Here is a 22,989-nt window from a genome sequence, read left to right on the forward strand (position 1 = left end):
TGAGCACTTGAAGGTTGTCCAGCGACACATTGCCCCGCTGCCGCGGCAGGCAATCCTCGATACGCGCGAATTGCGCAGGCGTAAGTTCCATGCGCAGTATGTTAGCACGTAGTGTTAACAGGCCCTAGGCTACGGCTGCTGCGGCTGCGGGCCTGGCTGGCCTTGGGCCGGCACGACGCCGCCCGCGCCGAGGTGGAGGCGATGGCGCGCGAACCCAGCCCGGATCCTGCCTGGCTGCCCTACATGGCCGAGTGGGCCTACGAGGCGAACCAACTGGATCTGTGCCGGCGCTGGCTCGGCCAGCTGCCCGCCACGCTGCTGAGCGACAAATTGCAACCCGTGGTTCGTTATTGGACGCGCGCATGAACGCCGACGTGATGCTGCTGCTGGAAGGCACCTACCCTTACACCCGCGGCGGGGTGGCGGCCTGGGTCGATCAGCTCGTGCGCGCGCACCCGCAGCTGCGCTTTCATGCGGTCTATATCGGCGCGCGCGCCCGCGAAGCGGGCGCGCCGGTCTATACCCCGCCACCCCATGTGGCGGCTCTGGACACGATCTGGCTGTTCGAGCCGCAAGAGCTGCGCCCTCCGCCCGAGGTGCGCCGCCGCCTGCACGAACCCGCGCCGGCATGGCAAGCCGCCGTGCAGCGCTGGCACGACGTTTTTTTGGGCTTGCAGTCAGCGCCTGCCACGCTGGGGGCCGAAGTGGCCGAGGCGCTGCTGCGCGACGACGGGCTGCAAGCCCGGCACTATCTGCACTCGGACTTCAGCTGGACGATGATCGGCGAACGCTACCAGCGCCACTGCACCGACCCCTCGTTCGTCGATTACTTCTGGACCAGCCGCACGCTGCACGCGCCGCTGTGGACGCTGGCGCGCTGGGCGCGGCAGTTGCCGCCGGCGCGGGTGTATCACAGCATCTCCACGGGCTACGCGGGGTTTCTCGGCGCGCTGCTGAGCCACCGCGACCGCCGCCCGCTGATCCTGACCGAACACGGCATCTACACCAAGGAACGGCAGATCGACCTGGCGCTGGCCACCTGGGTGCCCGACAACCGCCACCCGCTGCTGCGCGACGACACCGAAACGCCTTACCTGCGCGGCATGTGGGCCCGCTTCTTTGAGTGGCTGGGCCGTTTTTGCTACGAGCGCGCCGACCCCATCGTGTCGCTTTACGAAGCCAACCGGCAACGTCAAATCCGCGACGGCGCTGCGCCCGAGCGCACGCGCGTCATCCCCAACGGCATCGACGTGGAAGCGTTGGCGGCGGCGCGCCGCCCCGCCGGGGCTGCCATTCCGCGCGTGGCGGCGCTGATCGGGCGCGTGGTGGCCATCAAAGACATCAAGACCTTCATCCGCGCGATGCGCCGCGTGGCCAACCTGCGGCCTGACATCGAAGGCTGGATCGTCGGCCCCACCGACGAAGACCCCGACTACGCCGAGGAGTGCCGCACGCTGATCGAGCAGCTCGGGCTGCAGGATCGCGTCAAGATGCTGGGCCTGCAGCGCACGCCTGAAGTGCTGCCGCGCGTCGGCGTCACCGTGCTGTCTTCCATCAGCGAGGCGCTGCCACTGGTGGTGCTGGAAAGCCTGGCGGCGGGCATTCCGGTCATCAGCACCGACGTCGGCGCCTGCCGCGAGCTCATCGAAGGCTGCCCGACGGATGCGGACGACCTGGCGCTGGGCCCGGCAGGGCTGGTGGTGCCGCCGGCGCAACCCACGGCGCTGGCTGATGCCATCGTGGCGCTGCTGGACGACCCGCCGCGCTGGCATGCCATGGCCGAGCGCGGCCTGGCGCGCGTGCAGCGGCGCTACCGCGACCGCGACATGCACGCCGCTTACCGGCAGCTTTATGCCGACGCTCTGGAGCGCGCCTGACCATGGCTGGCATCGGCTTTGAACTGCGCAAGCTGCTGGATCGCGGCACGTTCTGGAGCGGGGCGCGCGCCTACGCCTACGCCGGGCTGATCGGCTCCGGGCCGTGGGTGCTGTCGATCCTGGGCATGCTGCTGGTCGGCATCCTGTGCGCCAGCATCGTGGTGCCGCCGTCGCTGGTGACGCAATTTCAAACCACCGTCACGTACCTGGTGGCCGGCAGCCTCATCGCCAGCGGCGGGCTGCAGCTGGTGCTGACGCGCTACTGCGCCGACCGCCTGTTTGAACGCCGCCCGCAGCGCGTGCTGCCCGCGCTGCACGGCACGCTGGCGCTGCTGCTGCCGCTGGCCACGCTGGCAGGCGTCGGGGTGGCGCTGTGGCTGCCCGAGGTCAGCGGGCTTTACCTGGTGCTCGCGCTGGCGTGCTGGGTGGCGCTGTGCGCGGTGTGGATGCTGGCGGTGTTGCTGTCGGGCCTGAAGCGCTACCGCGCGCTGGTGGCGCTGTTTGCCGCCGGCTATGGCAGCACCGTGTTGCTGGCCTATCCGTTCTCACTGCTCGGCTGGGGGCTGGAAGGTCTGCTGGCGGCGTTCTTGATCGGGCAGCTGATCCTGCTGGGCGGCCTGTGGCAGGTCATCGTGCGCGGCTACCCCTCCGCCCACTGGGTGGGGCTGGATTGGCTGCGCCAGCCCCGCTTCTACCCCAGCCTGTGGCTCGCCGGCACGGCTTTCAACCTGGCGGTGTGGGCCGACAAATTCATCTTTTGGCTCGCCCCCGGCACCTCGGTGGAAGTCATCAGCGTGCTGCGCAGCAGCCCGGTGTATGACGTGCCGGTGTTTCTGGCCTACCTGGCCATCGTGCCTGGCATGGCGATTTTTCTCGTGCGCATCGAAACCGACTTTGTCGAGTATTACGACAAGTATTACGACGCCGTGCGCGGCGGCGGCAGCCTGACCCACATCCAAACCCTGCGCGATGAAATGATCCTGACCGTGCGCACGGGGCTGGCGGAAATCGGCAAGTGGCAAGCGATTGCCACCTTGCTAGCGCTGCTGGCGGGGCCGGCCTCGTTTGAGCTGCTCGGGCTGGATGCGGCGCTGCTGCCGCTCTTTTACGTGCAGGTGATCGGCGCCGGGCTGCAAGTCATGATCCTGGCGCTGATCAACGTGCTCTATTACTTTGACCGGCGGCACGACGTGGCACTGCTGACCGTCGTGTTCTTCGTCGCCAACGTGGTTTTGACGCTGCTGAGCCTGGCCTTAGGGCCATCGTTTTACGGCTACGGCTTTGCCGCTGCCGCGCTGCTGACGGTGGCGCTGGGGCTGGTGCGGCTGGATCGGTGCCTGGGCCGGATCGTTTTCGACACCTTCATGAAACAGCCGTGAGAGCTCAAGCCGGCGGCCGCGGCCACGCATCGCCAAACCCCCGCACCCGGCCCCGGCGGTCTGGGGTACGATGGCCCCATGACCGTCACGATCCAGTTCCTCGGCGGAGCCGGCACCGTCACCGGCTCCAAGTACCTCCTGCGCCACGATGGCCAGCAGCTGCTGGTCGATTGCGGCCTGTTCCAGGGCTACAAGGCGCTGCGGCTGCGCAACCGCGCGCCGCTGCCGGTGGTGCCGGGGCAGATCGGCGCGGTGGTGCTGACGCACGCGCACCTGGACCACAGCGGCCACCTGCCGCTGCTGGTGCGCGAGGGCTTTCGCGGCAAGGTCTGGTGCACGCACGCCACGCGCGACCTGTGCGAGATCCTGCTGCCGGACAGCGCCCACCTGCAGGAGGAGGACGCCGCCTACGCCAACCGGCACGGCTACTCCAGGCACAGCCCGGCGCTGCCGCTGTACACGGTGGCCGATGCCGAGCACGCGCTGCGCCTGCTGCGGCCGCAACCGGTCTACCAGCCGTTCGAGCCGCTGCGCGGCTGGCGCGTGCAGTTCTTCGGCGCCGGCCACATTCTGGGGGCGGCGCAGGTGCTGGTGGAGGTGGGCGGACGCCGCATCCTGTTTTCCGGTGACCTCGGCCGCGCCGACGACCTGATGATGCTGCCACCCGATCCGCCGCCGCAGGCCGACGCGGTGGTGGTCGAATCCACCTACGGCAACCGACAGCACCCCGACACCGATCTGATCGAGGAGCTGGCGCCGCTAATGGCGCGCGTGGCGGCGCGCGGTGGCACCGCCGTGGTGCCGGTGTTCGCGGTCGGGCGGGCGCAAGCCATCCTGCATGCCATCGCCCAACTCAAGCGCCAGCATCTCCTGCCGGCGGCGCTGCCGGTCTATCTCGACAGCCCGATGGCGATCCATGCCACCGCGCTGCTGGAGCGCCACCTCGGCGAGCACCGCCTCAGCCACCACGAGGTGCAGCAGATGACGCGCACGGTCAAGGCAGCGATGACGCCGGACGAATCGAAGGCCATCGCGCGCCATCATGGGCCGAAGGTGATCCTGGCCGGCAGCGGCATGGCCACCGGGGGCCGGGTGCTGCACCACCTCAAGCTCTACCTCGGCGACCACCGGCACATGGTCATCCTGACCGGCTACCAGGCCCCCGGCACGCGCGGTGACACGCTGCAGCGCGGGGCCGCCAGTCTGCGCATCCACGGCGAGGACTGGCCGGTGCGCGCCGAGGTGGCGCAGCTGCTGTCGGCCTCCGCCCACGCCGACGGCGAGGGGCTGCTGGCCTGGCTGCGCGCGATCCCGGGCCAGCCGCGGCACACTTTCGTCGTGCACGGCGAGCCTGACGCCGCCGACACGCTGCGCTGCCGCATCGAGCGCGAACTGCGCCGCACCGCCCTCGTGCCGGAGCACGGGGCGGTGTGGGAGGTGTGACGCGGACGCGCCTCAGCCGCCGCGCCCGGCGGTGGCCGAGGCGAGAAACCCCCACAGCGCCTCGTCGTCGCAGAACGCGACGTTGAAGCGCAGCCAGGGGCTGGGCGCCAGATCCAGGCCGAACAGGTGCCCGGGGCCGAGCAGGATGTCGTGCTCGGCGGCCTGGTAGGCCAGCGTCGAGGCGTTGTCGATCGCCGGGTGGCGCGCCCACAGGAACATGCCGGCGCCGGGCTGGGCGAACAGCTCGAAGCCCAGCCGCTGCAGCCGCTCGGCGGTGGCCTGCTGGGCACCGGCGAGGCGCTGGCGCAGGCCGCGCAGGTGCTTGCGCCAGCGCCCGTCGGTCAGCGCCCCGAAGGTGAGGCGCTCGGCGAATTCCGACGACGTCAGGCCGGAGATCATCTTCAGCTGCGCCAGATCCTCCAGCACCTCGGGATGCGCGGCCACGAAGCCCACGCGCAGGTTGGGCGAGACGGTCTTGGAGAAGCTGCCGATGTGGACGACGCGCTGCAACTGGTCGAGGCTGGCGAGCGAGGGCCGCGGCTCCGGGTCGAGGTCGGCGTAGATGTCGTTCTCGACGATGCGCAGGCCGTGCCGTTCGGCCAGCTGCAGCAGCCGGTGCAGCTGCGCCAGGTTGGCCACCGAGCCGGTGGGGCTGTGCAGCCGCGGCTGGGTGAACAGCACCTTCGGGGCGTGCTCGGCGATGCGCGCCTCCAGCGTCGCCAGGTCCCAGCCCCACGGGGTGCGCGGCACGCCGATCAGCCGCGCCCCCAGGAAGCGCAGCGAGAACAGCAGGTTCGGGTAGCCCGGCTCGTCCACCAGCACCGCGTCGCCCGGACGCACCAGGCGGCGCGCCACCAGATCCATGGCCTGGCTGGAGCCGTGCGTCAGCAGCACCTGGTCGCAGGTCAGCGCGATCTCCTGCTCGGCCAGCAGGTCGCGCACCAGCTGGCGCAGCGGCGTGTAGCCCTTGGGCTCGCCATAGCCGCCCAGATCGACCTCCTGCGCCGCCAGCGCGCGCAGGCTGCGCCGCACGCCGTCGCCGAACAGCCAGTCGTGCGGCAGCCAGCCGCAGCCGGGCTTGAGGCGCAGGTTGCGGTTCTCGAACACGCGCCGCAGGTACCACATCGAGTCGAAGTGGAACTGCGGCCCGGCCTCGGCGGCAGTCTCTGTCCGCACGTCGCGGCTGCGCACGAAGAACCCCGAGTGCGGCCGCGAGACGAAGTAGCCCAGCGCCACCAGCCGGTCGTAGGCGTCCACCACGGTGTAGACGCTGACGCCGTGCGCGTGCGCGAACTGCCGGATCGACGGCGCCTTCGCGCCGGGGCGCAGCACGCCGGCGCGGATCAGCTCGCGAAAGCCGTCCACGATCTGCTGCACCAGCGGCGTCGGGCTCTGGGGGTCGAGGGCGAACATCGGCTCTGTACCGGTCCGGCCGGCGGTACAGCGCCCGCGTGCGGCCGTGCGGGTGTATATGGTAGCGGCCGCACCAGGCGCGGATGATCAGGGCCTGATCCGCGCGCCGCGCGCCCGCCCCAGGAGAGACCGACCATGCACCGTGACCCGAACCTGCCCGCCGCCACCCGCACCAACGCCGCCCTGATGGCGCGCCGCCGCGCCGCGCTGCCCGCCGGCCTGGGCCAGACGCACGAAGTCTTCGCCGAACGGGCCGAAGGCGCTGAAGTCTGGGACGTCGAGGGCCGCCGCTACATCGACTTCGCCGGCGGCATCGCGGTGCTCAACACCGGCCACCGCCACCCGAAGATCGTCGAGGCCGTCAAGGCGCAGCTCGACAAGCTGCACCACACGTGCTTTCAGGTGCTGGCCTACGAGCCCTACGTGGAGCTGGCCGAGCGCCTGATCGCGAAGACCCCCGGCGACTTCGCCAAGAAGGCGTTCTTCCTCTCCACCGGCGCGGAGGCAGTGGAAAACGCCGTCAAGATCGCCCGCGCCGCCACCGGCCGCCAGGGCGTCATTGCCTTTGGCGGCGGCTTTCATGGTCGCACGCTGCTGGGCATGGCGCTGACCGGCAAGGTCGCACCCTACAAGGCGGGCTTCGGGCCGTTTCCGGCCGAGGTCTACCACGCCGAATACCCCAACGCGCTGCACGGCGTGACGGTGGAAGACGCGCTGCGCAGCCTGCAGCGCCTCTTCAAATACGACATCGAGCCGCAGCGCGTGGCCGCCATCATCCTGGAGCCGGTGCAGGGCGAAGGCGGCTTCTACGTCGCCCCGTTCGAGTTTGCGCGCGCGCTGCGCCGGCTGTGCGACGAGCACGGCATCGTCTTCATCGCCGACGAAGTGCAGACCGGCGCGGGCCGCACCGGCACGTGGCTGGCCTGCGAGCAGTGGGGCGTGGCGCCGGACATGGTCACGATGGCCAAGAGCATGGCGGGGGGCTTTCCGATCTCCGCCGTCATCGGCCGCGCCGAGCTGATGGACAAGGTGCCGCCGGGGGGGCTCGGCGGCACCTACGCCGGGCATCCGCTGGCGTGCGCCGCGGCCCTGGCGGTGCTGGACGTGTTCGAGGAGGAGCGGCTGCTGGAGCGCAGCCGCGCCATCGGCGAGCGCCTGCGCGCGGGCCTGACCGCGATGATGGCGCGCCACGCCGAAATCCGCGACGTGCGGGGCCTGGGGGCCATGGTGGCCGTCGAGCTGTTCGAGGGCGGCGACCTCAGCCGCCCCGCCGCCGAGCTGACGCGGCGCCTGTGCGCCGAGGCGCTGCAGCGCGGGCTGGTGCTGCTGTCGTGCGGCCTCCACGGCAACGTGATCCGCATCCTCGTGCCGCTGACCGCCAGCGACGCGCTGCTCGACGAGGGGCTGGCGATCATGGAAGCGGCGCTGGCAGCGGCGAAAAGCTGACCGACGTCGGGGCTCGGCCAGCGCCGTCGCCACGAGGCAGCATCGCCCGCTGCCGCCGCTCGATCATCCTTGCAATGATGGAGCGCGACTCCAGATTTGCAAGGATGTTGGGTCACTCCAGCGGCAAGCGGGCCGCGGCCCCGCACTCCTCCAGCAGCCACTCGCGCAGGCGCACGAGCGCCTCGCGCTCGGGCCCGTCGGGCTGCACCAGGTAGTAGGCGCGCTCGCCGCGCAGCGGCGCGGCGCACGCCACCACCAGCTCGCCGCGGCTCAGCTCCTGCTGCACCAGCAGCGTCGGCATCAGCGCCACGCCCAGCCCGGCGATGGCGGCTGCGGCCTGCATCGAGAACAGCTCATAGCGCGGCCCGGCCATCGCGTGCGGGGCCTCCACGCCTTGGGCCTCGAACCAGCGCCGCCAGGCGTCGGGCCGGGTGGACTGCTGCAGCAACGGCAGGCCGGCCAGTTCCTGCGGTGGCAACGGCTGCCCGTTGGGCAGCAACCGCGGGCTGCACACCGGCAGCACCTCCTCGTCCAGCAGGTGCGTGGCCCGCGTGCCGGCCCATTGGCGCAGCTGCTCGGGCGTGCCGGCCCACAGCGCCGCCTCCAGCCCGCTGTCGGGAAACAGGAACGGGCGCGTGCGCGTCTCCAGGTGCACCAGCAGCTGCGGGTGACGCGCCGCCAGCCGCGGCAGGCGCGGGATCAGCCAGCGCGTGGCAAAGGTGGGCACCGTGGCCAGCGTGACGCTGTCGCCCTGACCGCGGCGGGCCATCAGGTCGACGGTGTCGCGCTCCAGCGCCTCCAGCCGCAGGCGGACCTGCCGCGCGTAATCCGCTCCTGCCGGGGTCAGGGCCATGCCGTGCTGCGTGCGGCGAAACAGCTTGACGCCGAGCATGCCCTCCAGCCCCGCCACCTGGCGCGACACCGCCCCCTGCGTCAGCGCCAGCTCCTGCGCCGCGCGGGAAAAGCTCTGGTGGCGCGCGGCGGCCTCGAAGCATTGCAGGGCCTGCAGGGTGGGAAGACGGCGGCGCATGGGGCAGGCGAAAAGTATGACTGCCAGTCATATTTTATGACTGCCGCGCATAAGATATACGAAAACCTCATATCACCACCAGAAAAAATCGTTTGCTCCAGAGCGCGCGCCGGTCTAGGATTCCGCTGCGGCATACCTGAAGCCAGCAGCCCAAGGATGCCATCCCGCTTGCCCGACTCCCGACATCCGCATCATGAAACCGACCAAGACCGCCTTCGATTGGGCCGACCCGTTCTTCCTCGACGACCAGCTGCTGCCGGAGGAGCGCGCCGTGCGCGACGCCGCGCGCGCTTACTGTCAGGACAAGCTGCTGCCGCGCGTGCAGCACGCCTTCCGCCACGAGCAGACCGACCGCGCGATCTTTCACGAGATGGGCGAGCTCGGCCTGCTCGGCCCCACCATCCCCGAGGCCTACGGCGGCGCCGGCCTCAACTACGTCAGCTACGGCCTCATCGCGCGCGAGATCGAGCGCATCGACAGCGGCTACCGCAGCATGATGAGCGTGCAGAGCTCGCTGGTGATGCTGCCGATCTTCGAATTCGGCACCGAGGCGCAGCGACAGCGATACCTGCCCAAGCTCGCCCGCGGCGAGTGGGTGGGGTGCTTCGGCCTGACGGAGCCGAACCACGGCTCCGACCCCGGCAGCATGGCCACGCGCGCGCGCAAGGTGCCGGGCGGCTGGCGCTTGAGCGGCGCCAAGACGTGGATCACCAACGCGCCGATCGCCGACGTGTTCGTCGTCTGGGCCAAGGACGACGAAGGCCAGATCCGCGGCTTCGTGCTGGAGAAGGGCTGGCCGGGCCTGTCGGCCCCGGCCATCCACGGCAAGGTCGGCTTGCGCACCTCCATCACCGGCGAGATCGTGATGGACGACGTCTTCTGCCCCGAGGAGAACGCCTTCCCCGACATACGCGGCCTCAAGGGCCCCTTCACCTGCCTCAACAGCGCGCGCTACGGCATCGCGTGGGGGGCGCTCGGCGCGGCGGAGGACTGCTACCAGCGCGCGCGCCAGTATGTGCTGGATCGGCACCAGTTTGGCCGGCCGCTGGCGGCCAACCAGCTGATCCAGAAGAAGCTTGCGGACATGCTGACCGAAATCGGCATCGGCCTGCAGGCGTGCCTCCGGCTCGGGCGGCTTAAGGACGAGGGCCGCGCGCCGGTGGAGCTCACCAGCGTCTGCAAGCGCAACAGCTGCGGCAAGGCGCTGGAGATTGCCCGCATGGCGCGCGACATGATGGGCGGCAACGGCATCAGCGACGAATACGGCGTGGCGCGCCACCTGGTCAACCTGGAAGTCGTCAACACCTACGAAGGCACGCACGACATCCACGCGCTGATCCTGGGCCGCGCCATCACCGGCATCGCGGCGTTCGCCAACTGAACCCTGGGGCTGGTGATGGACACTCCCGCTCCGCCCCCTGACGCGCCCGGCGGCCCGCCGCAGCCGCTGCGCGGCGTGCGCGTGCTGGACCTGTCGCGCGTGCTGGCCGGCCCGTGGGCCAGCCAGATCCTGGCCGACTACGGCGCGGAGGTGCTCAAGGTCGAGCGCCCCGGCAGCGGCGACGACACCCGCGCCTGGGGTCCACCGTGGTGGGGCGAAGGGCCGCAGCGCCAGTCGGCCTACTTCATCTGCGCCAACCGCGGCAAGCGCTCGGTGGCGCTGGACCTCACCCACCCCGACGGCATCGCGCAGGTGCGGCGCCTGGCCGCCGAGGCCGACGTGCTGCTGGAAAACTACAAGGTCGGCCAACTGGCCAAGGTCGGGCTGGATGCCGCGAGCCTCACGCGCCTGAACCCGCGCCTGATCTACTGCTCCATCACCGGCTACGGCCAGAGCGGGCCGCTGGCGTCCAAGCCCGGTTACGACTTCGCCATCCAGGCCGAGGCCGGCCTGATGAGCATCACCGGCGAGCCCGACGGCGAGCCGCTGAAGGTCGGCGTGGCGGTGGTCGATCTGATGACCGGCCTCTACGCCGCCACCGCCATCCTGGCCGCCCTGCACGAACGCGCCCGCACCGGCCGCGGGCGCGTGCTGGACGTGGCGCTGTTCGACGTCGCGGTGGCGATGCTGGCCAACCAGGCGGCCAACCAGCTGGTCGGCGGCACCACGCCGCGGCGCCTCGGCAACGCCCACCCCAACATCGTGCCGTACCAGGCGTTTGCCACCGCCGACGGGCGCCTGGTGCTGGCGGTCGGCAACGACGCGCAGTTCGCCCGCTTCTGCGAGGTGGCCGGCCACCCGGAAGTGGCGCGCGACCCGCGCTACGCCACCAACCCGGCGCGCGTGCAGCACCGCGGCGAGCTTGTGCCGCTCGTGGCCGACTGGCTGCGCGCGCGCCCCACCGCCGACTGGGTGCAGGCGCTGCAGGCCGCCGGCGTGCCGTGCGCGCCGATCCACGACCTGGCCCAGGTGATGGCCCACCCGCACACCCGCGCGCGCGGCCTGGTACTCCCCGCCAACGGCCCGCGCCCGCCGATGGTGGCGCACCCGGTGCGCTTCGACGGCGAGCGGCCCCTGGCGGAGCTGCCGCCGCCGGGGTTGGGCGCGGCGGCGGCCGAATGGTCCTGACCCGAGGTACCGGGGCCTGCCCCCTTTGGCAAGACCCCGAGGCTGTACCGGCCCGCAGCCCGACACAACGGCGTGCCGGCTGTCGCGCGCTGTACCGCCACGCGCACGCCAGCCGGGCTACAGTACGGCGATCGCTGGAGCTTGGATGGATGGAGTTTCCCGATGGACATGCCGACCTCACCGCTTGCCCTGCTGCGTGACCCCACGCTGCTGAAAACCGACGCGCTGATCGACGGCTGCTGGGTGGCCGGCCCGGCGCGCTTTGCCGTGCACGACCCGGCCACCGGGGCCAAGCTCGCGGAGGTGGCCCGGCTCGGCGTGGCCGAGGCCGAGGCCGCCATCGCCGCGGCGCAGGCCGCCTGGCCGGCCTGGCGCAACAAAACCGCCAAGGAGCGCGCCAACATTCTGCGCAAGTGGTACGACTTGCTGATGGCCAACCAGGACGACCTGGGACGGCTGATGACCGCCGAGCAGGGCAAGCCGCTGCCCGAGGCCAAGGGCGAGGTGGTCTACGGTGCCAGCTTCGTCGAGTGGTTTGCCGAGGAAGCCAAGCGCGTCAACGGCGAGACGCTGCCCCAGTTTGACAACAACCGCCGGCTGCTGGTGCTCAAGCAGCCCATCGGGGTGTGCGCGGCCATCACGCCGTGGAACTTCCCGCTGGCCATGATCACGCGCAAGGTCGCCCCGGCGCTGGCGGCAGGCTGCACGGTGGTCATCAAGCCGGCCGAACAAACCCCGCTGACCGCGCTGGCGGCGGCCGAGCTGGCACTGCGTGCGGGCATTCCGGCGGGCGTGCTCAACGTGCTCACCAGCGACGGCCCGGGCAGCGTGGCCATCGGCAAGGTGCTGTGCGCCAGCCCCGTGGTGCGGCACCTCAGCTTCACCGGCTCCACCGAGGTCGGCCGCATCCTGATGGCGCAAAGCGCGCCGACGATCAAAAAACTGTCGCTGGAGCTGGGCGGCAACGCGCCCTTCATCGTCTTCGACGACGCTGACATCGACAGCGCCGTCGAGGGTGCGTTTGCCAGCAAATACCGCAACGCCGGCCAAACCTGCGTTTGCTCCAACCGCATTTACGTGCAGGAAGGTGTGTACGAAGCGTTTGTGCACAAGTTCGCAGCCAAGGTGGCCACAGCCAAGGTCGGCAACGGCTTCGACGAAGGGGTCAACCAGGGGCCGCTGATCGAGGAAGCCGCCGTGGAAAAAGTCCAGCGCCATGTTGACGACGCGCTGGCCAAAGGGGCGCGGCTGCTGACCGGTGGACACCGGCTCGGGGGGCTGTTTTACGCGCCGACGGTGGTGGCCGACGCCACGCCCGACATGCTGTGCGCGCGCGAGGAAACCTTCGGGCCGTTTGCTCCGGTGTTCAAGTTCCGCACCGAAGACGAGGTGGTGCACATGGCCAACGACACCGAGTACGGCTTGGCCGGCTACTTCTACAGCCGAGACATCGGCCGTATCTGGCGCGTGGCCGAGGCGCTGGAATACGGCATGGTCGGGGTCAACGTCGGCATCCTGGCCACCGAGCACGTGCCGTTTGGTGGCGTCAAGCAGTCTGGCCTTGGGCGCGAGGGCTCCCACCACGGCATCGACGAGTACGTCGAGATCAAGTACGTCTGCATCGGCGACGTACTAAAGTGAACGCGCAGCAGCTGCCGGCGCCTGCGCGGGTGCCGGTGCGTTCCGCTACAATAAGCGGCAGTTGCACGCGGCTGTCGTTCAATGGTAGGACCTGAGCTTCCCAAGCTCAAGACGTGGGTTCGATTCCCATCAGCCGCTCCAGTTCTCAGCAAGCCCGCACCCGCCGGGCTTTTTGTTTGCGCCGGCGCATCGTCGGCGTGACCCTCAAGCGCACCAGGCCCATCCAATGTTGAAAAACCTGACCGTGTTGCGGCTCGGCGAACCCCTGCGCACCACACTGGAGCAGGTGGAGCAGGCGTTGCAGGCGCAGCCCTTCACGCCGTGCGGCCCCACGCAAACCGAAAGCCATGGTTGGGTACCGCCGCGCGGCGAACCCCATGCCCCGCTGGTCGAGTCGGTGGCCGGCCATTGGCTGATGCGCTGGCGGCTGGAGACCAAACGCGTGCCGGCCGCCGTGGTCAAGCGTGAGCTGCAGGCCCGCTGCGCCCATATCGAAGCCAGCGAAGGCCGCCAGCCCGGCCGGCGCGAACAGCGCGAGTTGAAAGAACAAATCACCCAGGAGCTGCTGCCGCTGGCGTTTGCCCAGGCCACCGAAGTGGCGGTGTGGCTGGATGCGCGCGCGCAGCGGCTGATGCTCGACACCACGACGGCACGGCGGGTCGACGCGGTGACGACGGCGTTGGTCAAGGCCATCGACGGGCTGCGGCTGGAGCCGCTGAGCACCGCGTTGGCCCCGGGTAGCGCGATGGCCGGCTGGCTGGCCGCCGAGCCGCAGGACTGGCCGGCGCACTTCGCCCCCGGACGCGAGGTGGAGCTCAAAGGCGATGGCGACAGCCCGCCGGTGGTGCGCTTTGCGCGCCACGTGCTGGACGTGCAGCAGATGCGCCAGCACCTGGCGCAAGGCAAGCGCCCGACCCGGCTGGCGCTGGACTGGGACGGGCGCGTGCAGTTTGTGCTGACCGAGTCGCTGCAGCTGCGCCGCATTGTGTTTGCCGACGGCGTGTTCGAGCGTGACGCCCAAGCCGAGGGTGACCGCGGCTTCGACGCCGACGCCGCGCTGGCCACCGGTGAGCTCAGCGCCCTGCTGGACGACCTGGTTGGCGCGCTGGGTGGCCTGCAGCCGGGTGCCGCCGCGCTCACCCCTTGAGCACGGCGCCGCTGCCGTCGAGCACGCGCACGTCGATCGGGATACCCTCGCGCACGCTCATCGAGACGGTGCAAAAGTCCTCGAACTGGGCCAGGATGCGGTCCAGGTGCTCGTAGTCCGCGCCCGGGCGCTGCAACTGAATCTCGACCTCGATGCGCTGGATGCGCAGCCGCCCCTGGGCGTTGCGGTCCACCGTCGAGCGGGCCACCGCACGCAACGTGCCGGGATCGTTTTTGAACTTGCTCAGCGCAAAGGTCAGACTGGCCGACAGGCAGTTGGCCACCGCCGCCAGCAGCAAGTGGTTGGGCGTGGGCCCCTGCCCCAGCCCCAGCGGCGGCGGCTCGTCGCTGAACACGGCGGGCAGCGCCGCGCCAAAGTCGATCTCAAACTGGTACCCGCTGCGGCGGGTCACGGTCACGGTCACGTTCTGGGCCATACTGGGGATACTCCTAGGTCAGAAGGCAGGCGGGTTTGCGTTTTATCAAACCCGTCATCGCTCACAGCAACCATCATACATACCCTGTAGAGTACCTATAGGAGGCAACCGTGACTTCGCCACGATTGGACCGACGCGCCGCCCTGGCGCGCGTGGCCGCCATCGCCAGCGGCGCCGCTGCCCTGGGTGGGATGGCCGCCCTGCCCCGCGGCGCGCACGCCGCGCCCCCGTCAACGGTGAAAACATCCGCCCGCATCGCCATCGTCGGGGCCGGCGCCGCGGGCCTGGCCAGCGCGTCGCGCCTGGCCAAACGGCTGCAGGGTGCGCAGATCACGTTGATCGATGCCCGGCGCGAGCACTTGTACCAGCCGGGCTTCACCTTGGTCGGGGCGGGCATCAAGCCCGCGTCGTACGTGCTGTCGAGCACCCAGGACTACATCCCCCAGGGCGTCGATTGGGTGCAGCAAGCCGCGGCCGAAATCGACCCCGAGGCCCGCAAAGTCGTGACGACCGACGGGCGCACCATCCCCTACGACTACTTGATCGTGGCCTGTGGGCTGGAGCTGAATTACGGCGCCATCGAGGGCATGGACATCGGGCTGATCGGCAAAGAGGGCATCGGCAGCGTGTACCACAGCCCGCAGGCGGCCGAACTGACGTGGCAGTCGATGCAACGCTTCGCCAACCAGGGTGGCGTGGCGCTGATGGGACGCCCCCACACCGACATGAAGTGCGCCGGCGCGCCGCTGAAGTACACCTTCATCACCAACGACCGCCTGCGCCGCGCCCGCCAGCGCGGCCGGGCCGAGCTGCACTACCTGGCGCCGCAAAAAACCTTGTTCTCGGTGCCGATCGTGGCCGAGAAGGTGCGCATGCTGTTCGCCCAGCGCGGTATCCAAACCCACATGGAACACCGCCTCGTGGCGCTGGACCCCGGCCGGCGCATCGCGACCTACGAAACCCCCGCGGGGCGCACCGAGCTGCGCTGGGACTTCATCCACGTGGTGCCGCCGATGCGCGCCCCGGCGGTGGTGCGCAACAGCCCGCTGCCGTGGCAGGACGGTCCGTTCGCACGCGAAAGCTGGCTGGAGGTGGATCGCGAGACCCTACGCCACAAGCGCTACGCCAACATCTTCGGCCTGGGCGACATCGCCGGTGTGCCCAAGGGCAAAACCGCGGCCAGTGTCAAGTGGCAGGTACCCGTTGCCGTCGATCACTTGGTTGGCGATCTCGCCGGACGCCCTTCTGAGGAGCGTTACAACGGCTACACCTCGTGCCCCTTGATTACCCGCCTGGGGCGCGCGATGTTGATCGAGTTCGACTACCACGACAACCTGTACGAATCGTTCCCCGGCTTCATCGCCCCGCTGGAGGAGCTGTGGGTGAGCTGGGTCATGAAGACGATGGCCCTCAAGCCCACCTACATCAGCATGCTGCGTGGCCGCGCCTGAGCCCCGCTGGAGGAGTCCACGATGAAAGAGTACGACCCGATGGTGTTTTTGGCGGTGTTTCAGGAAATGCTGGGCCCGCTGCTGTGGCTGCTGCCGTTGTTGGCGCTGGCGGCGGTGGTCGGCTTCGTCTGGGTGTGGCGGCGCGAGGGCGCCTTGGTCTCGCGCCGCTTGGTGCGCGCCGAACTGCTCGGACTGCTGGGTGGCGGACTGGCGCTGGTGATCATGGCCATCGTGTCATCGTCCGGCTTCACCGACGCAGCCGGTCCGGCGGACTGGTTTTTGATCCTGATCGTGTACGGCGTGGGTTTTGTCGCCACCACCGTGGCCGCCTACACCGTGCTGGGCCTGCTGTGGCCCAAGCCCCGCGCGTGACGGCGTCGAAGCCCCCTTGGTGCGGCGTAGTGCCGGCACCGCTGGGGCGAGGCGGCCCGTGGCCGGGGGGCGCGATGGCATCCCCTAGAATCGGGGCCCCCACGGACACCCAGCCGCCCGCCCGCGCATGTCGCTGCCCCCCGAGACCGACGCCGACGCCAGCCCCTTCGAGGCGTTTTTCCGCGACCCTGACGCCGCGCTGGGCACCCCGGTCGGGTGGGCGCTGGCCGAGCGCGCGCCGCTGATCGAAGCGCTGCGCGGCCTGCTCTCCGGCCCGGCGGCCTGGGTGCGGTTGCGGTTGTGGTGTTTTTTGGAGCTGGCCACGATCGCGCAAGGACGGCTGGACCGCGAGGCGTTGCAGCAGCGCTTCCACGCGGTGCAACCCGCGGCGCTGGAGCAGGTGCTCAAGCGCCTGCGTGAACTGGGGCTGCTGGCCTGGGATGCCACCGCGCACGACTACACGCTGCCGCCCTTGGCGCGCCAATTGCACGCGCTGCTGGCCCCCTTGGCCCAGCCGCCCAGCGACGACGACGAGCTGGCGCCGCTGCTGGCGCAGGCCGCCGGCGCCCATGCGCTGGGGCTGACCCAGCCGGCGCAACTGCAGCACCTGCACGCGCAACTGGCGCGGCTGCACGACGATTTCGAGGAGGCGATCACCAGCGGCTCCGAAGCGCGGCTGCGCGCGGTGCAGCCGCGCTTTGAGCGCGCGCTGGGCTTGGTGGAGCGCGCTGGCGAGGCCTTGACCGCGCTGATCCGCAGCGGCAGCGACCACCCCCGGCTGGAGCGCGAGGCGCGCGCGCTGGGCTACGCGCAGGCACGCTTGCTGGCCATGGCCAGCCAGTTCCACCGCGCGCTGCAGCAGCTCGACCGCCAACGCGTCACGCTGGGCAGCACCGGCGTGACCAGCTCCGACGTGCGCGACTGGCTGCGCGGCTTGCCGGCGGTACAGCTGGCGCGGCTGGCCGAGGGCGCACTGCTGCACGGGGTGGCCCCGGTGTTCGTCAGCCAACACGACCTGCTCGACGTCGCCGAGGCCGAGTGGGAGCGCGACCGCCCCGACCCTGCGCGCAGCCAAGCGTTGCCACCCCCGCACCGCGCCGGCACCGGGGACCTGGACGTGCCCCCGCCGCCGGCCGAGTTGTTGGCGCTGATCGACACGCTGACCCGCTGGCGTGAAGCCCAACCCCACCCCCACCCGCTGCCCGACGCGGTGTTGGGTGGGCGTTACGCGCAGGCGGCCTACCGCCTGCAACTGCTGCCTTTGCTGGGCGACGCGCAGGCCGCGGCGCTGCAAGGCCCCACCGGCACGCTGGCGCGCAGCGGCTGGCGTGCCGAGTTCAGCCCCACCACGATCGCGGTGGACGACGCCGCCGTGCAGCGCGTCAGCGACGGCACGCTGCTGCCCCCGCAACCTCTGAACACCCCCGGACCATGACGCAACCCGACGACGCCGCCCTGCTCGCCGCCGAACTGTTGGCGCGCCGCTGGCTGCCGCGCCAGCACCCGCGCGTGCGCCGTGCCTTGGTCGATGCCGACCTGTGGGCCGCCGTGCAAGACCGGCTGGCCGCGGTGGGTCTGCGGCTGGTGGACAACATCTACGCCGACCATGTCACCGTGGCGCTGCTGCGCCCGGTGGAAAACGCCGTTTTCGGCGACACGGGGCTGGCCACGCACAACAACATCGACCTGCCGCGCGACGCCATCTCGCTGCTGGTGGTGCTGTGGGCGCTGATCGTGCTGCCCAAGCGGGAGCGACAAGGCGCGCGGCAAGGCGACGCAGGCCAAGCCGAAATGTTCGCCGCCGAGCGACCGCTGCCCGCCGCACGGCAGACCAGCCCGGTGGTGGCCTACCGCGCGCTGCTGGCCGACTTCGGTGCCCAGCTCGGGCGCAAAACACGCTTGGACGCCAACCTCAAACGGCTGGAAAACCACGGCTTCATCGTACGCCGGGGCGACGACATCGCCGAAGGCCCGCTGCTGGACCTGCTGCTGGACTACGACGTGCTGGCGCCGCGCGTGCTGGAGGGTACGCTGGCCGAGGTGCTGCAACGCGCGCGCCAGCGCGTGTTGGTCGAGCCCGACGCCCTGCCCGTGGACACCCCCGGACCCGACGCCGAAGCCTCCACCACCGATTGACGCCAAGCCCTATGTTTCACCTCAAGAGCCTGGAGCTGCTGCACTGGGACTACTGCCAGCGCCTGACGCTGCCGCTGGACGGCGCCATCATCACGGTGGCTGGCCCCAACGGGTCGGGCAAAACCACCCTGTTGGACGCCATGCGCACCCTGCTGGGCCTGGAATGCTCGGGCGGGCGCAGCTACAAAACCTACGCGCGCCACGCCAACGCCGACAGCGTATGGCTGCGCGCCACGGTGGACAACCACCCGCGCACGCGCCAAAGCTCCAGCCGCCCCTTTGCGCGCAGCCTGCTGTACGCCGACGAGGTGACGCTGGCGTGCCACATCGCGCGCAACGGCGGCGACTGGCAGCGCCGCTACTGGATGGGCGACGGCGACGTCCCCATCGAAGCACTGCTGCAGCGCCCGGAGCGCGAGTGGCTGGGGCTGGAAGCCTGGCGCCGCCGGCTGGAAAGCGCCGGGCTGAGCCGCGCCATCGCGCGCGTGCTGGCGCTGGAGCAGGGCCAAACCGACCGGCTGTGCGAATACTCGCCGCGCGAGCTGCTGCGGCTGGTGTTCGACGTTTTTGGCGACCAGGAGGTGCTGGACCGCTACGAAGAAGCGCGCCGCCACCAACAGGCCGTGGCGGCCGAGCTGGAAGCTGCGCAGCGCGAGCTGGCCCACGGCCAGGCCCAACTGGCGGAACTGGCCAGCCGCGTCAACCTGTACCGCCAGTGGCAGGCTCGCGTGCGCGAACGCGACGCGCTGCAGCACGACATCATCCCCGCGCTGCAGTGGCATGGTGCGCGCCGCGACGCCGCCCAGCGGCTGTGGCAGGCCCACCGTCAACGTCAACGCCTGGCACCCCTGGCGCTGCGTCTGGCCGCCCAACGGCAGGCCCTGGCGGCGCTGCACGAGCGCTGGCAGCAGGCCCGTCAGGTGCTGCACGGTTCCGACCAAGCCTACCAGGCCGCGCGCGACGACGCCGAGCGCCTGGGACGCCAACGCGACGTGCTGCACGACACCCTGCAACAGCAAGCCCGGCTGCAGGCGCTGGCCGCCATCGACACCGACCACGGTGAGCTGCAACGCCGCCTCGACGCCCTGGTGGCCCAGGCGCAGCCGCTGCAAGCGCGGCTGGCGGCGCTGCAGCAGGAACGTCACCAACTCAGCACTGAGCGCGACCAGCTCAGCGACGGGCGCCGTGCCCCGCCCCCACCGCCCGAAGTGGAGGCGTTTTTGCGCGAGCTGCGCCGTGCCAACATCGGCCACCATGTCGTGGCCGACGTCATCGACATCGCCGACGAGCGCTGGCGCGCCGCGGCCGAAGGCGTGCTGCGCGGCCTGCGCTGGGTGGTCGTGCTGGACCATGCCGACACGCAGGCCGAGGCCATGGCGCTGGCCGAGCGGCTGCGCTACCGGCATTACGTCGTGCCCCACGGCGACGCGGTGCCCGCCGACGTGCCACGCGACAGCCTGCTGGCGGTGCTGCGCGTGCGTGACACCCTCCCCGGCTGGATGATCGAAACGCTGCGGCGCATCCGCCGCGTCGCCAACATCGACGAAGGCTTGCGCCTCGGCGGCGAGTGGATCACCCCCCAAGCCTACTGGCGCGATGGGCGCGGCGGCCGCAGCGTGTGGATCGAGCCGCGCGAGCACCAGTTTGGCGCCGCCGCCGTGCAGGCTCGCCGTCAGGCGCTGGACGAGCGGTTGGCCCAGCTGGACACCGAACACGCCCGCCTGCTGCAGCGCTTGCAACCGCTGCAACACGACATCGATGCCGTGCAGCAGGCGCTGCGCGGTGTCGGCGCGGCGCAGCAGCTTGCGCAACGCGTGGCCGAATTTCAGCAGGCCCAAGCCGCCCTGCAGGCCCTGCAACCCGCGCTGGCCGACGCCCAGACCCGCCTGGCGCAAGCCCTGCAGCAGCTCGAAGCGGCGCGGGCGCGCGAGCGTGAGCTGGACCGGCAGTACCACGCCGATCAGCAGCAGTTGCAGCACGACCAAAGCACGCTGGACGAGCAAACCCGCCATGCCATGGCCGCCCTGCGCCGCGCCCGTGACGAGGCGGCGGCGTTGCGCCGCGACCGCTGCCCCCTGCCAGCGTCGTGGCGACACAGCGCCGCCGTGCAGCCGTGGTGGGCGCAGTACGGCAGCGCCGAGGGCGCGTGCAACGAACTGGCGCGGCTGCAACGCGACCTGGACGAAGGCCAGTGGGAAACCGACCCCAGCGTCGAAGAGCGCCACACGCTGATGCAGGCCAACGTCGTGCAGCAAGAACTCATCGCGCGCGAGCGCCAAGCTGGCAACGCTGCGGCGGCGCGCGCCGTCGACAACGCGCGCGAGCGCTACATCGACGTGCTGCGCTCCACCGTGCGGCGCTACCGCAAAAACATCGTCGAGCTGGGCCAACTGGCCGGCGTCGAGGTGCACGCCGAGCTGCCGCACCTGGACAACGACGACACCGTGCTGCGCCAGGCCGAGCTCAAGGTGCACTTCAACTTCGACGGCAAGGGCCACATTGGCCTCAACGACGGCGAAGCCTCGGGCGGCCAGCAGGTCATCAAGTCGCTCATCCTGCTGGTTGGCCTGTTGAAAGACGACGAGACCCCGGGCGGCTTTGTCTTCATCGACGAGCCGTTTGCCCACTTGGACGTGCGCAACATCCAGCTGGTCGGGCACTTCCTCAAGTCCACCCGCGCGCAGTACGTGCTGACCACCCCGATCACGCACAACGTCGAGGTGTTCGAGCCCGCCGACATCACACTGGTGACCAGCAAAAAACCCGCCGGTGCGCGCTGGGCGCCCCCCATCGGCGTGCTGCAACGCCGCCCGGCCTGACGCGCCATGCCCACCGACTGGAACATCGTCGAGCATGGCCGCCACGCGCGCCTGCGCCAGCGCGTCGCCGCGCCTGACCCGGCGTCGCTGGCGTGGTTATCTCCGGAGCAGCGCGACATCCTGGCGCGCTGGCTGCCGTCGGACGCCACCACGCGGCGCCGGGACAGCCTGATGCGGCTGGCGGGCGCGCACCGCCTGGAGAGCGCCGAGACGCTGGCCTCATGGTTGCTGGAGCACGGCTGGGTGCGATGGCACGAACGCTGGCAGCGTGGCCGCTGGAGCTGGGAGGCCCTCTCGTGGCGCGATCTGGACACCTTGCGCGCCGGGCTGGGCGTTCAGGGACACCAGCAGCGCCGCGACGCTCGGCACGCCATCGTGCAAACGCTAGCCGACTGGGCGGAGCGCTTGCCGGCCGATGGGGCGGCCACCGAAGCGATCGTGGTCATGCTCCGCCGGGCCGTGCACGTGCTGCGCGACGAAGCGGCGCAAACCCCACTGCCCACGTTACAGTCGCGCGCGCACTGCGTGCAGACCCTGTGGATGTGGGGCCAGCAGCGCCGCACCGGTACACGCCGCGATTTTGCACTGCAAGTCACCGGGTCGACCAAGGGACTCAGCCCGGCGGACTGGCAGTGGCTGGCGCGCCACTTCGACCTCGAGGCTTGGGGCGTGAGCGCCTTTGCGCCCGTGCTCTGGCTCGCGGGGCAGGCCCGGCTGTGTTGGCCCAATGGCCACGGCGTCGACTTGGCAGCCCTGCATCTGGTGGCCGTGCCCATGGACGATGTGCGCGCGGCTGGGTCGCTGCAACCGCCGCCCCAGCGTTGGTGGTTGATCGAAAACCGCGCCAGTTTCGAGCGCCAAGCTGGCCAACGCGGCGGCGACACACTGCTGGTGTGGATGCCGGGGCGTACCTCGCAGGCGTGGCAAGACACCTTGCTGCACCTGGTCCGACAGGCCCCCGCACCGCTGGCCATCAGTTGCGACCTGGACCCCGCCGGGCTGGAAATGGCACTGGCGCTGGGGCAGTGCTGGCAAGCCCTGGGGCAGCCGTGGGCACCTTGGCGCATGGATGCGCAGCACCTGGACGCCGCCGACACGCAACCGCTGGGTGACGACGACCGCCAGCGGCTTGCGCGGTTGCTGGCACGCGACGACCTGCCCGCTGCCTTGCGGGCACTGGCGTTGCACATGCAACACACGGGCCGCAAGGCCGAACAGGAGGCTTGGTTGTGATCGTTGGTGAAGCACTTTGGGTTTCCATCGGCGTGGTGGCGCTGGCGGAGATGGGCGACAAAACGCAACTGCTGGCGCTGCTGCTGGCGGCGCGGTTTCGGCGTCCCTGGCCGATTGTGGCGGGCATCGTCGCGGCCACCGTGGTCAACCACGCGCTGGCCGGGGCGGTCGGGGCGTGGCTGGCCTCGGCGGTCAGCCCCGCCGTTCTGCGTTGGGGATTGGGGCTGTCGTTCTTGGCCATGGCAGGCTGGATGTTGATCCCCGACAAGGTGGACGAGGACGAGGTGCGCATCCCCCCGCGCTGGGGCGTCTTTGGTGCGACGCTGGTGGCGTTTTTTCTGGCCGAAATGGCTGACAAGACGCAAATCGCCACCGTGGCGCTCACCATCCACTACGCCGCACCGGTGCTGGTGGTGGTGGGCACGACGCTGGGCATGCTGCTGGCCGACGTGCCGGCCGTGTTCGTGGGTGACCGGCTGGCGCGGCGGGTTCCCATGAAGGTGGTGCACGCCATCGCCGCGGCCGTGTTTGCCGCGCTGGGCGTGGTGACATTGCTGGGCGTTGGCGAGCGCCTGGGCTTTTGACAGGGCGCGCACG

General features: G+C 70.5%; 19 protein-coding genes and 1 tRNA gene. 17 read left to right on the forward strand and 3 right to left on the reverse strand.

The genetic code is table 11. From position 1 onward, the window contains the following. Window positions 1–111: 111 nt before the first annotated feature. The 4 genes from Taqua_RS10690 (at window position 112) to Taqua_RS10705 (ending at window position 4,699) form a co-directional block, all read left to right on the forward strand. Window positions 112–366 carry a hypothetical protein gene (locus Taqua_RS10690; RefSeq protein WP_144326643.1) on the forward strand — a complete coding sequence of 85 codons (255 nt, stop codon included), beginning with the start codon at window positions 112–114 and terminating at the stop codon, window positions 364–366. Next, the gene (gene pelF / locus Taqua_RS10695; RefSeq protein ID WP_132961725.1) at window positions 363–1,877 is read left to right on the forward strand and encodes a GT4 family glycosyltransferase PelF; all 1,515 of its coding nucleotides are present in this window, start codon (window positions 363–365) and stop codon (window positions 1,875–1,877) included. The genes Taqua_RS10690 and pelF overlap by 4 nt, the downstream gene beginning before the upstream one ends. 2 nt (window positions 1,878–1,879) lie before the next feature. Beyond that, window positions 1,880–3,256 carry an exopolysaccharide Pel transporter PelG gene (gene pelG, locus Taqua_RS10700; protein ID WP_132961726.1) on the forward strand — a complete coding sequence of 459 codons (1,377 nt, stop codon included), beginning with the start codon at window positions 1,880–1,882 and terminating at the stop codon, window positions 3,254–3,256. Window positions 3,257–3,334: 78 nt separating this feature from the next. Next, window positions 3,335–4,699 carry an MBL fold metallo-hydrolase RNA specificity domain-containing protein gene (locus tag Taqua_RS10705; RefSeq protein ID WP_144326644.1) on the forward strand — a complete coding sequence of 455 codons (1,365 nt, stop codon included), beginning with the start codon at window positions 3,335–3,337 and terminating at the stop codon, window positions 4,697–4,699. 12 nt (window positions 4,700–4,711) lie between these two features. Here Taqua_RS10705 and Taqua_RS10710 read toward each other — a convergent pair whose 3' ends face one another. Then, window positions 4,712–6,112 (reverse strand): aminotransferase-like domain-containing protein, encoded by a 1,401-nt coding sequence (locus Taqua_RS10710; RefSeq protein WP_144326645.1) that lies wholly within the window; start codon window positions 6,110–6,112, stop codon window positions 4,712–4,714. Window positions 6,113–6,247: 135 nt separating this feature from the next. On the opposite strand from Taqua_RS10710, the gene gabT reads away from it, so the two are divergent. Beyond that, the gene (gene gabT / locus Taqua_RS10715) at window positions 6,248–7,558 is read left to right on the forward strand and encodes a 4-aminobutyrate--2-oxoglutarate transaminase (RefSeq protein ID WP_144326646.1); all 1,311 of its coding nucleotides are present in this window, start codon (window positions 6,248–6,250) and stop codon (window positions 7,556–7,558) included. 112 nt (window positions 7,559–7,670) lie between these two features. Here gabT and Taqua_RS10720 read toward each other — a convergent pair whose 3' ends face one another. Continuing rightward, complete coding sequence (locus tag Taqua_RS10720; RefSeq protein ID WP_144326647.1) at window positions 7,671–8,588, reverse strand: LysR substrate-binding domain-containing protein; 918 nt, start codon at window positions 8,586–8,588, stop codon at window positions 7,671–7,673. A gap of 193 nt (window positions 8,589–8,781) precedes the next feature. Here Taqua_RS10720 and Taqua_RS10725 point away from each other — a divergent pair, with 193 nt between their 5' ends. From Taqua_RS10725 to Taqua_RS10745, 5 genes are all read left to right on the forward strand, one after another. Beyond that, window positions 8,782–9,969: an acyl-CoA dehydrogenase gene (locus Taqua_RS10725; protein WP_144326648.1), complete on the forward strand. Its 1,188-nt coding sequence runs from the start codon at window positions 8,782–8,784 to the stop codon at window positions 9,967–9,969. A 15-nt stretch (window positions 9,970–9,984) separates the two neighbouring features. Beyond that, window positions 9,985–11,157, forward strand: a complete 1,173-nt coding sequence (locus tag Taqua_RS10730) for a CaiB/BaiF CoA transferase family protein (RefSeq protein ID WP_144326649.1) — start codon at window positions 9,985–9,987, stop codon at window positions 11,155–11,157. A gap of 162 nt (window positions 11,158–11,319) precedes the next feature. After that, window positions 11,320–12,798: an NAD-dependent succinate-semialdehyde dehydrogenase gene (locus Taqua_RS10735; protein WP_144326650.1), complete on the forward strand. Its 1,479-nt coding sequence runs from the start codon at window positions 11,320–11,322 to the stop codon at window positions 12,796–12,798. A 67-nt stretch (window positions 12,799–12,865) separates the two neighbouring features. Next, window positions 12,866–12,939: transfer RNA gene (locus Taqua_RS10740), tRNA-Gly, on the forward strand. 85 nt (window positions 12,940–13,024) lie between these two features. After that, window positions 13,025–13,945, forward strand: coding sequence for a recombination-associated protein RdgC (locus tag Taqua_RS10745; RefSeq protein ID WP_144326651.1), 921 nt, complete (start codon window positions 13,025–13,027; stop codon window positions 13,943–13,945). On the opposite strand, the gene Taqua_RS10750 is transcribed toward Taqua_RS10745, so the two are convergent. Further along, window positions 13,935–14,381, reverse strand: a complete 447-nt coding sequence (locus Taqua_RS10750) for an OsmC family protein (protein WP_144326652.1) — start codon at window positions 14,379–14,381, stop codon at window positions 13,935–13,937. The two genes, Taqua_RS10745 and Taqua_RS10750, sit on opposite strands and share 11 nt — an antisense overlap. 110 nt (window positions 14,382–14,491) lie before the next feature. Here Taqua_RS10750 and Taqua_RS10755 point away from each other — a divergent pair, with 110 nt between their 5' ends. The 7 genes from Taqua_RS10755 (at window position 14,492) to Taqua_RS10785 (ending at window position 22,976) form a co-directional block, all read left to right on the forward strand. Next, complete coding sequence (locus Taqua_RS10755; RefSeq protein ID WP_246094694.1) at window positions 14,492–15,832, forward strand: NAD(P)/FAD-dependent oxidoreductase; 1,341 nt, start codon at window positions 14,492–14,494, stop codon at window positions 15,830–15,832. A gap of 21 nt (window positions 15,833–15,853) precedes the next feature. Further along, window positions 15,854–16,204, forward strand: coding sequence for a DUF5368 family protein (locus Taqua_RS10760; RefSeq protein WP_132961738.1), 351 nt, complete (start codon window positions 15,854–15,856; stop codon window positions 16,202–16,204). 127 nt (window positions 16,205–16,331) lie between these two features. Next, window positions 16,332–17,639: a DNA recombination RmuC family protein gene (locus tag Taqua_RS10765; RefSeq protein WP_246094695.1), complete on the forward strand. Its 1,308-nt coding sequence runs from the start codon at window positions 16,332–16,334 to the stop codon at window positions 17,637–17,639. Next, entirely contained in the window at window positions 17,636–18,340 is a 705-nt protein-coding gene (locus Taqua_RS10770; protein ID WP_246094696.1) for a DUF4194 domain-containing protein, read from the forward strand. The genes Taqua_RS10765 and Taqua_RS10770 overlap by 4 nt, the downstream gene beginning before the upstream one ends. Before the next feature lie 11 nt (window positions 18,341–18,351). Continuing rightward, window positions 18,352–21,159 (forward strand): ATP-binding protein, encoded by a 2,808-nt coding sequence (locus Taqua_RS10775; RefSeq protein ID WP_144326653.1) that lies wholly within the window; start codon window positions 18,352–18,354, stop codon window positions 21,157–21,159. A gap of 6 nt (window positions 21,160–21,165) precedes the next feature. Next, window positions 21,166–22,392, forward strand: coding sequence for a DUF2399 domain-containing protein (locus tag Taqua_RS10780; RefSeq protein ID WP_144326654.1), 1,227 nt, complete (start codon window positions 21,166–21,168; stop codon window positions 22,390–22,392). Next, window positions 22,389–22,976 (forward strand): TMEM165/GDT1 family protein, encoded by a 588-nt coding sequence (locus tag Taqua_RS10785; protein ID WP_281287782.1) that lies wholly within the window; start codon window positions 22,389–22,391, stop codon window positions 22,974–22,976. Before Taqua_RS10780 ends, Taqua_RS10785 begins: the two co-directional genes overlap by 4 nt. The last annotated feature ends 13 nt before the right edge of the window (window positions 22,977–22,989 follow it).

Source organism: Tepidimonas aquatica, assembly GCF_007556585.1.
Lineage (GTDB): Bacteria > Pseudomonadota > Gammaproteobacteria > Burkholderiales > Burkholderiaceae_C > Tepidimonas > Tepidimonas aquatica.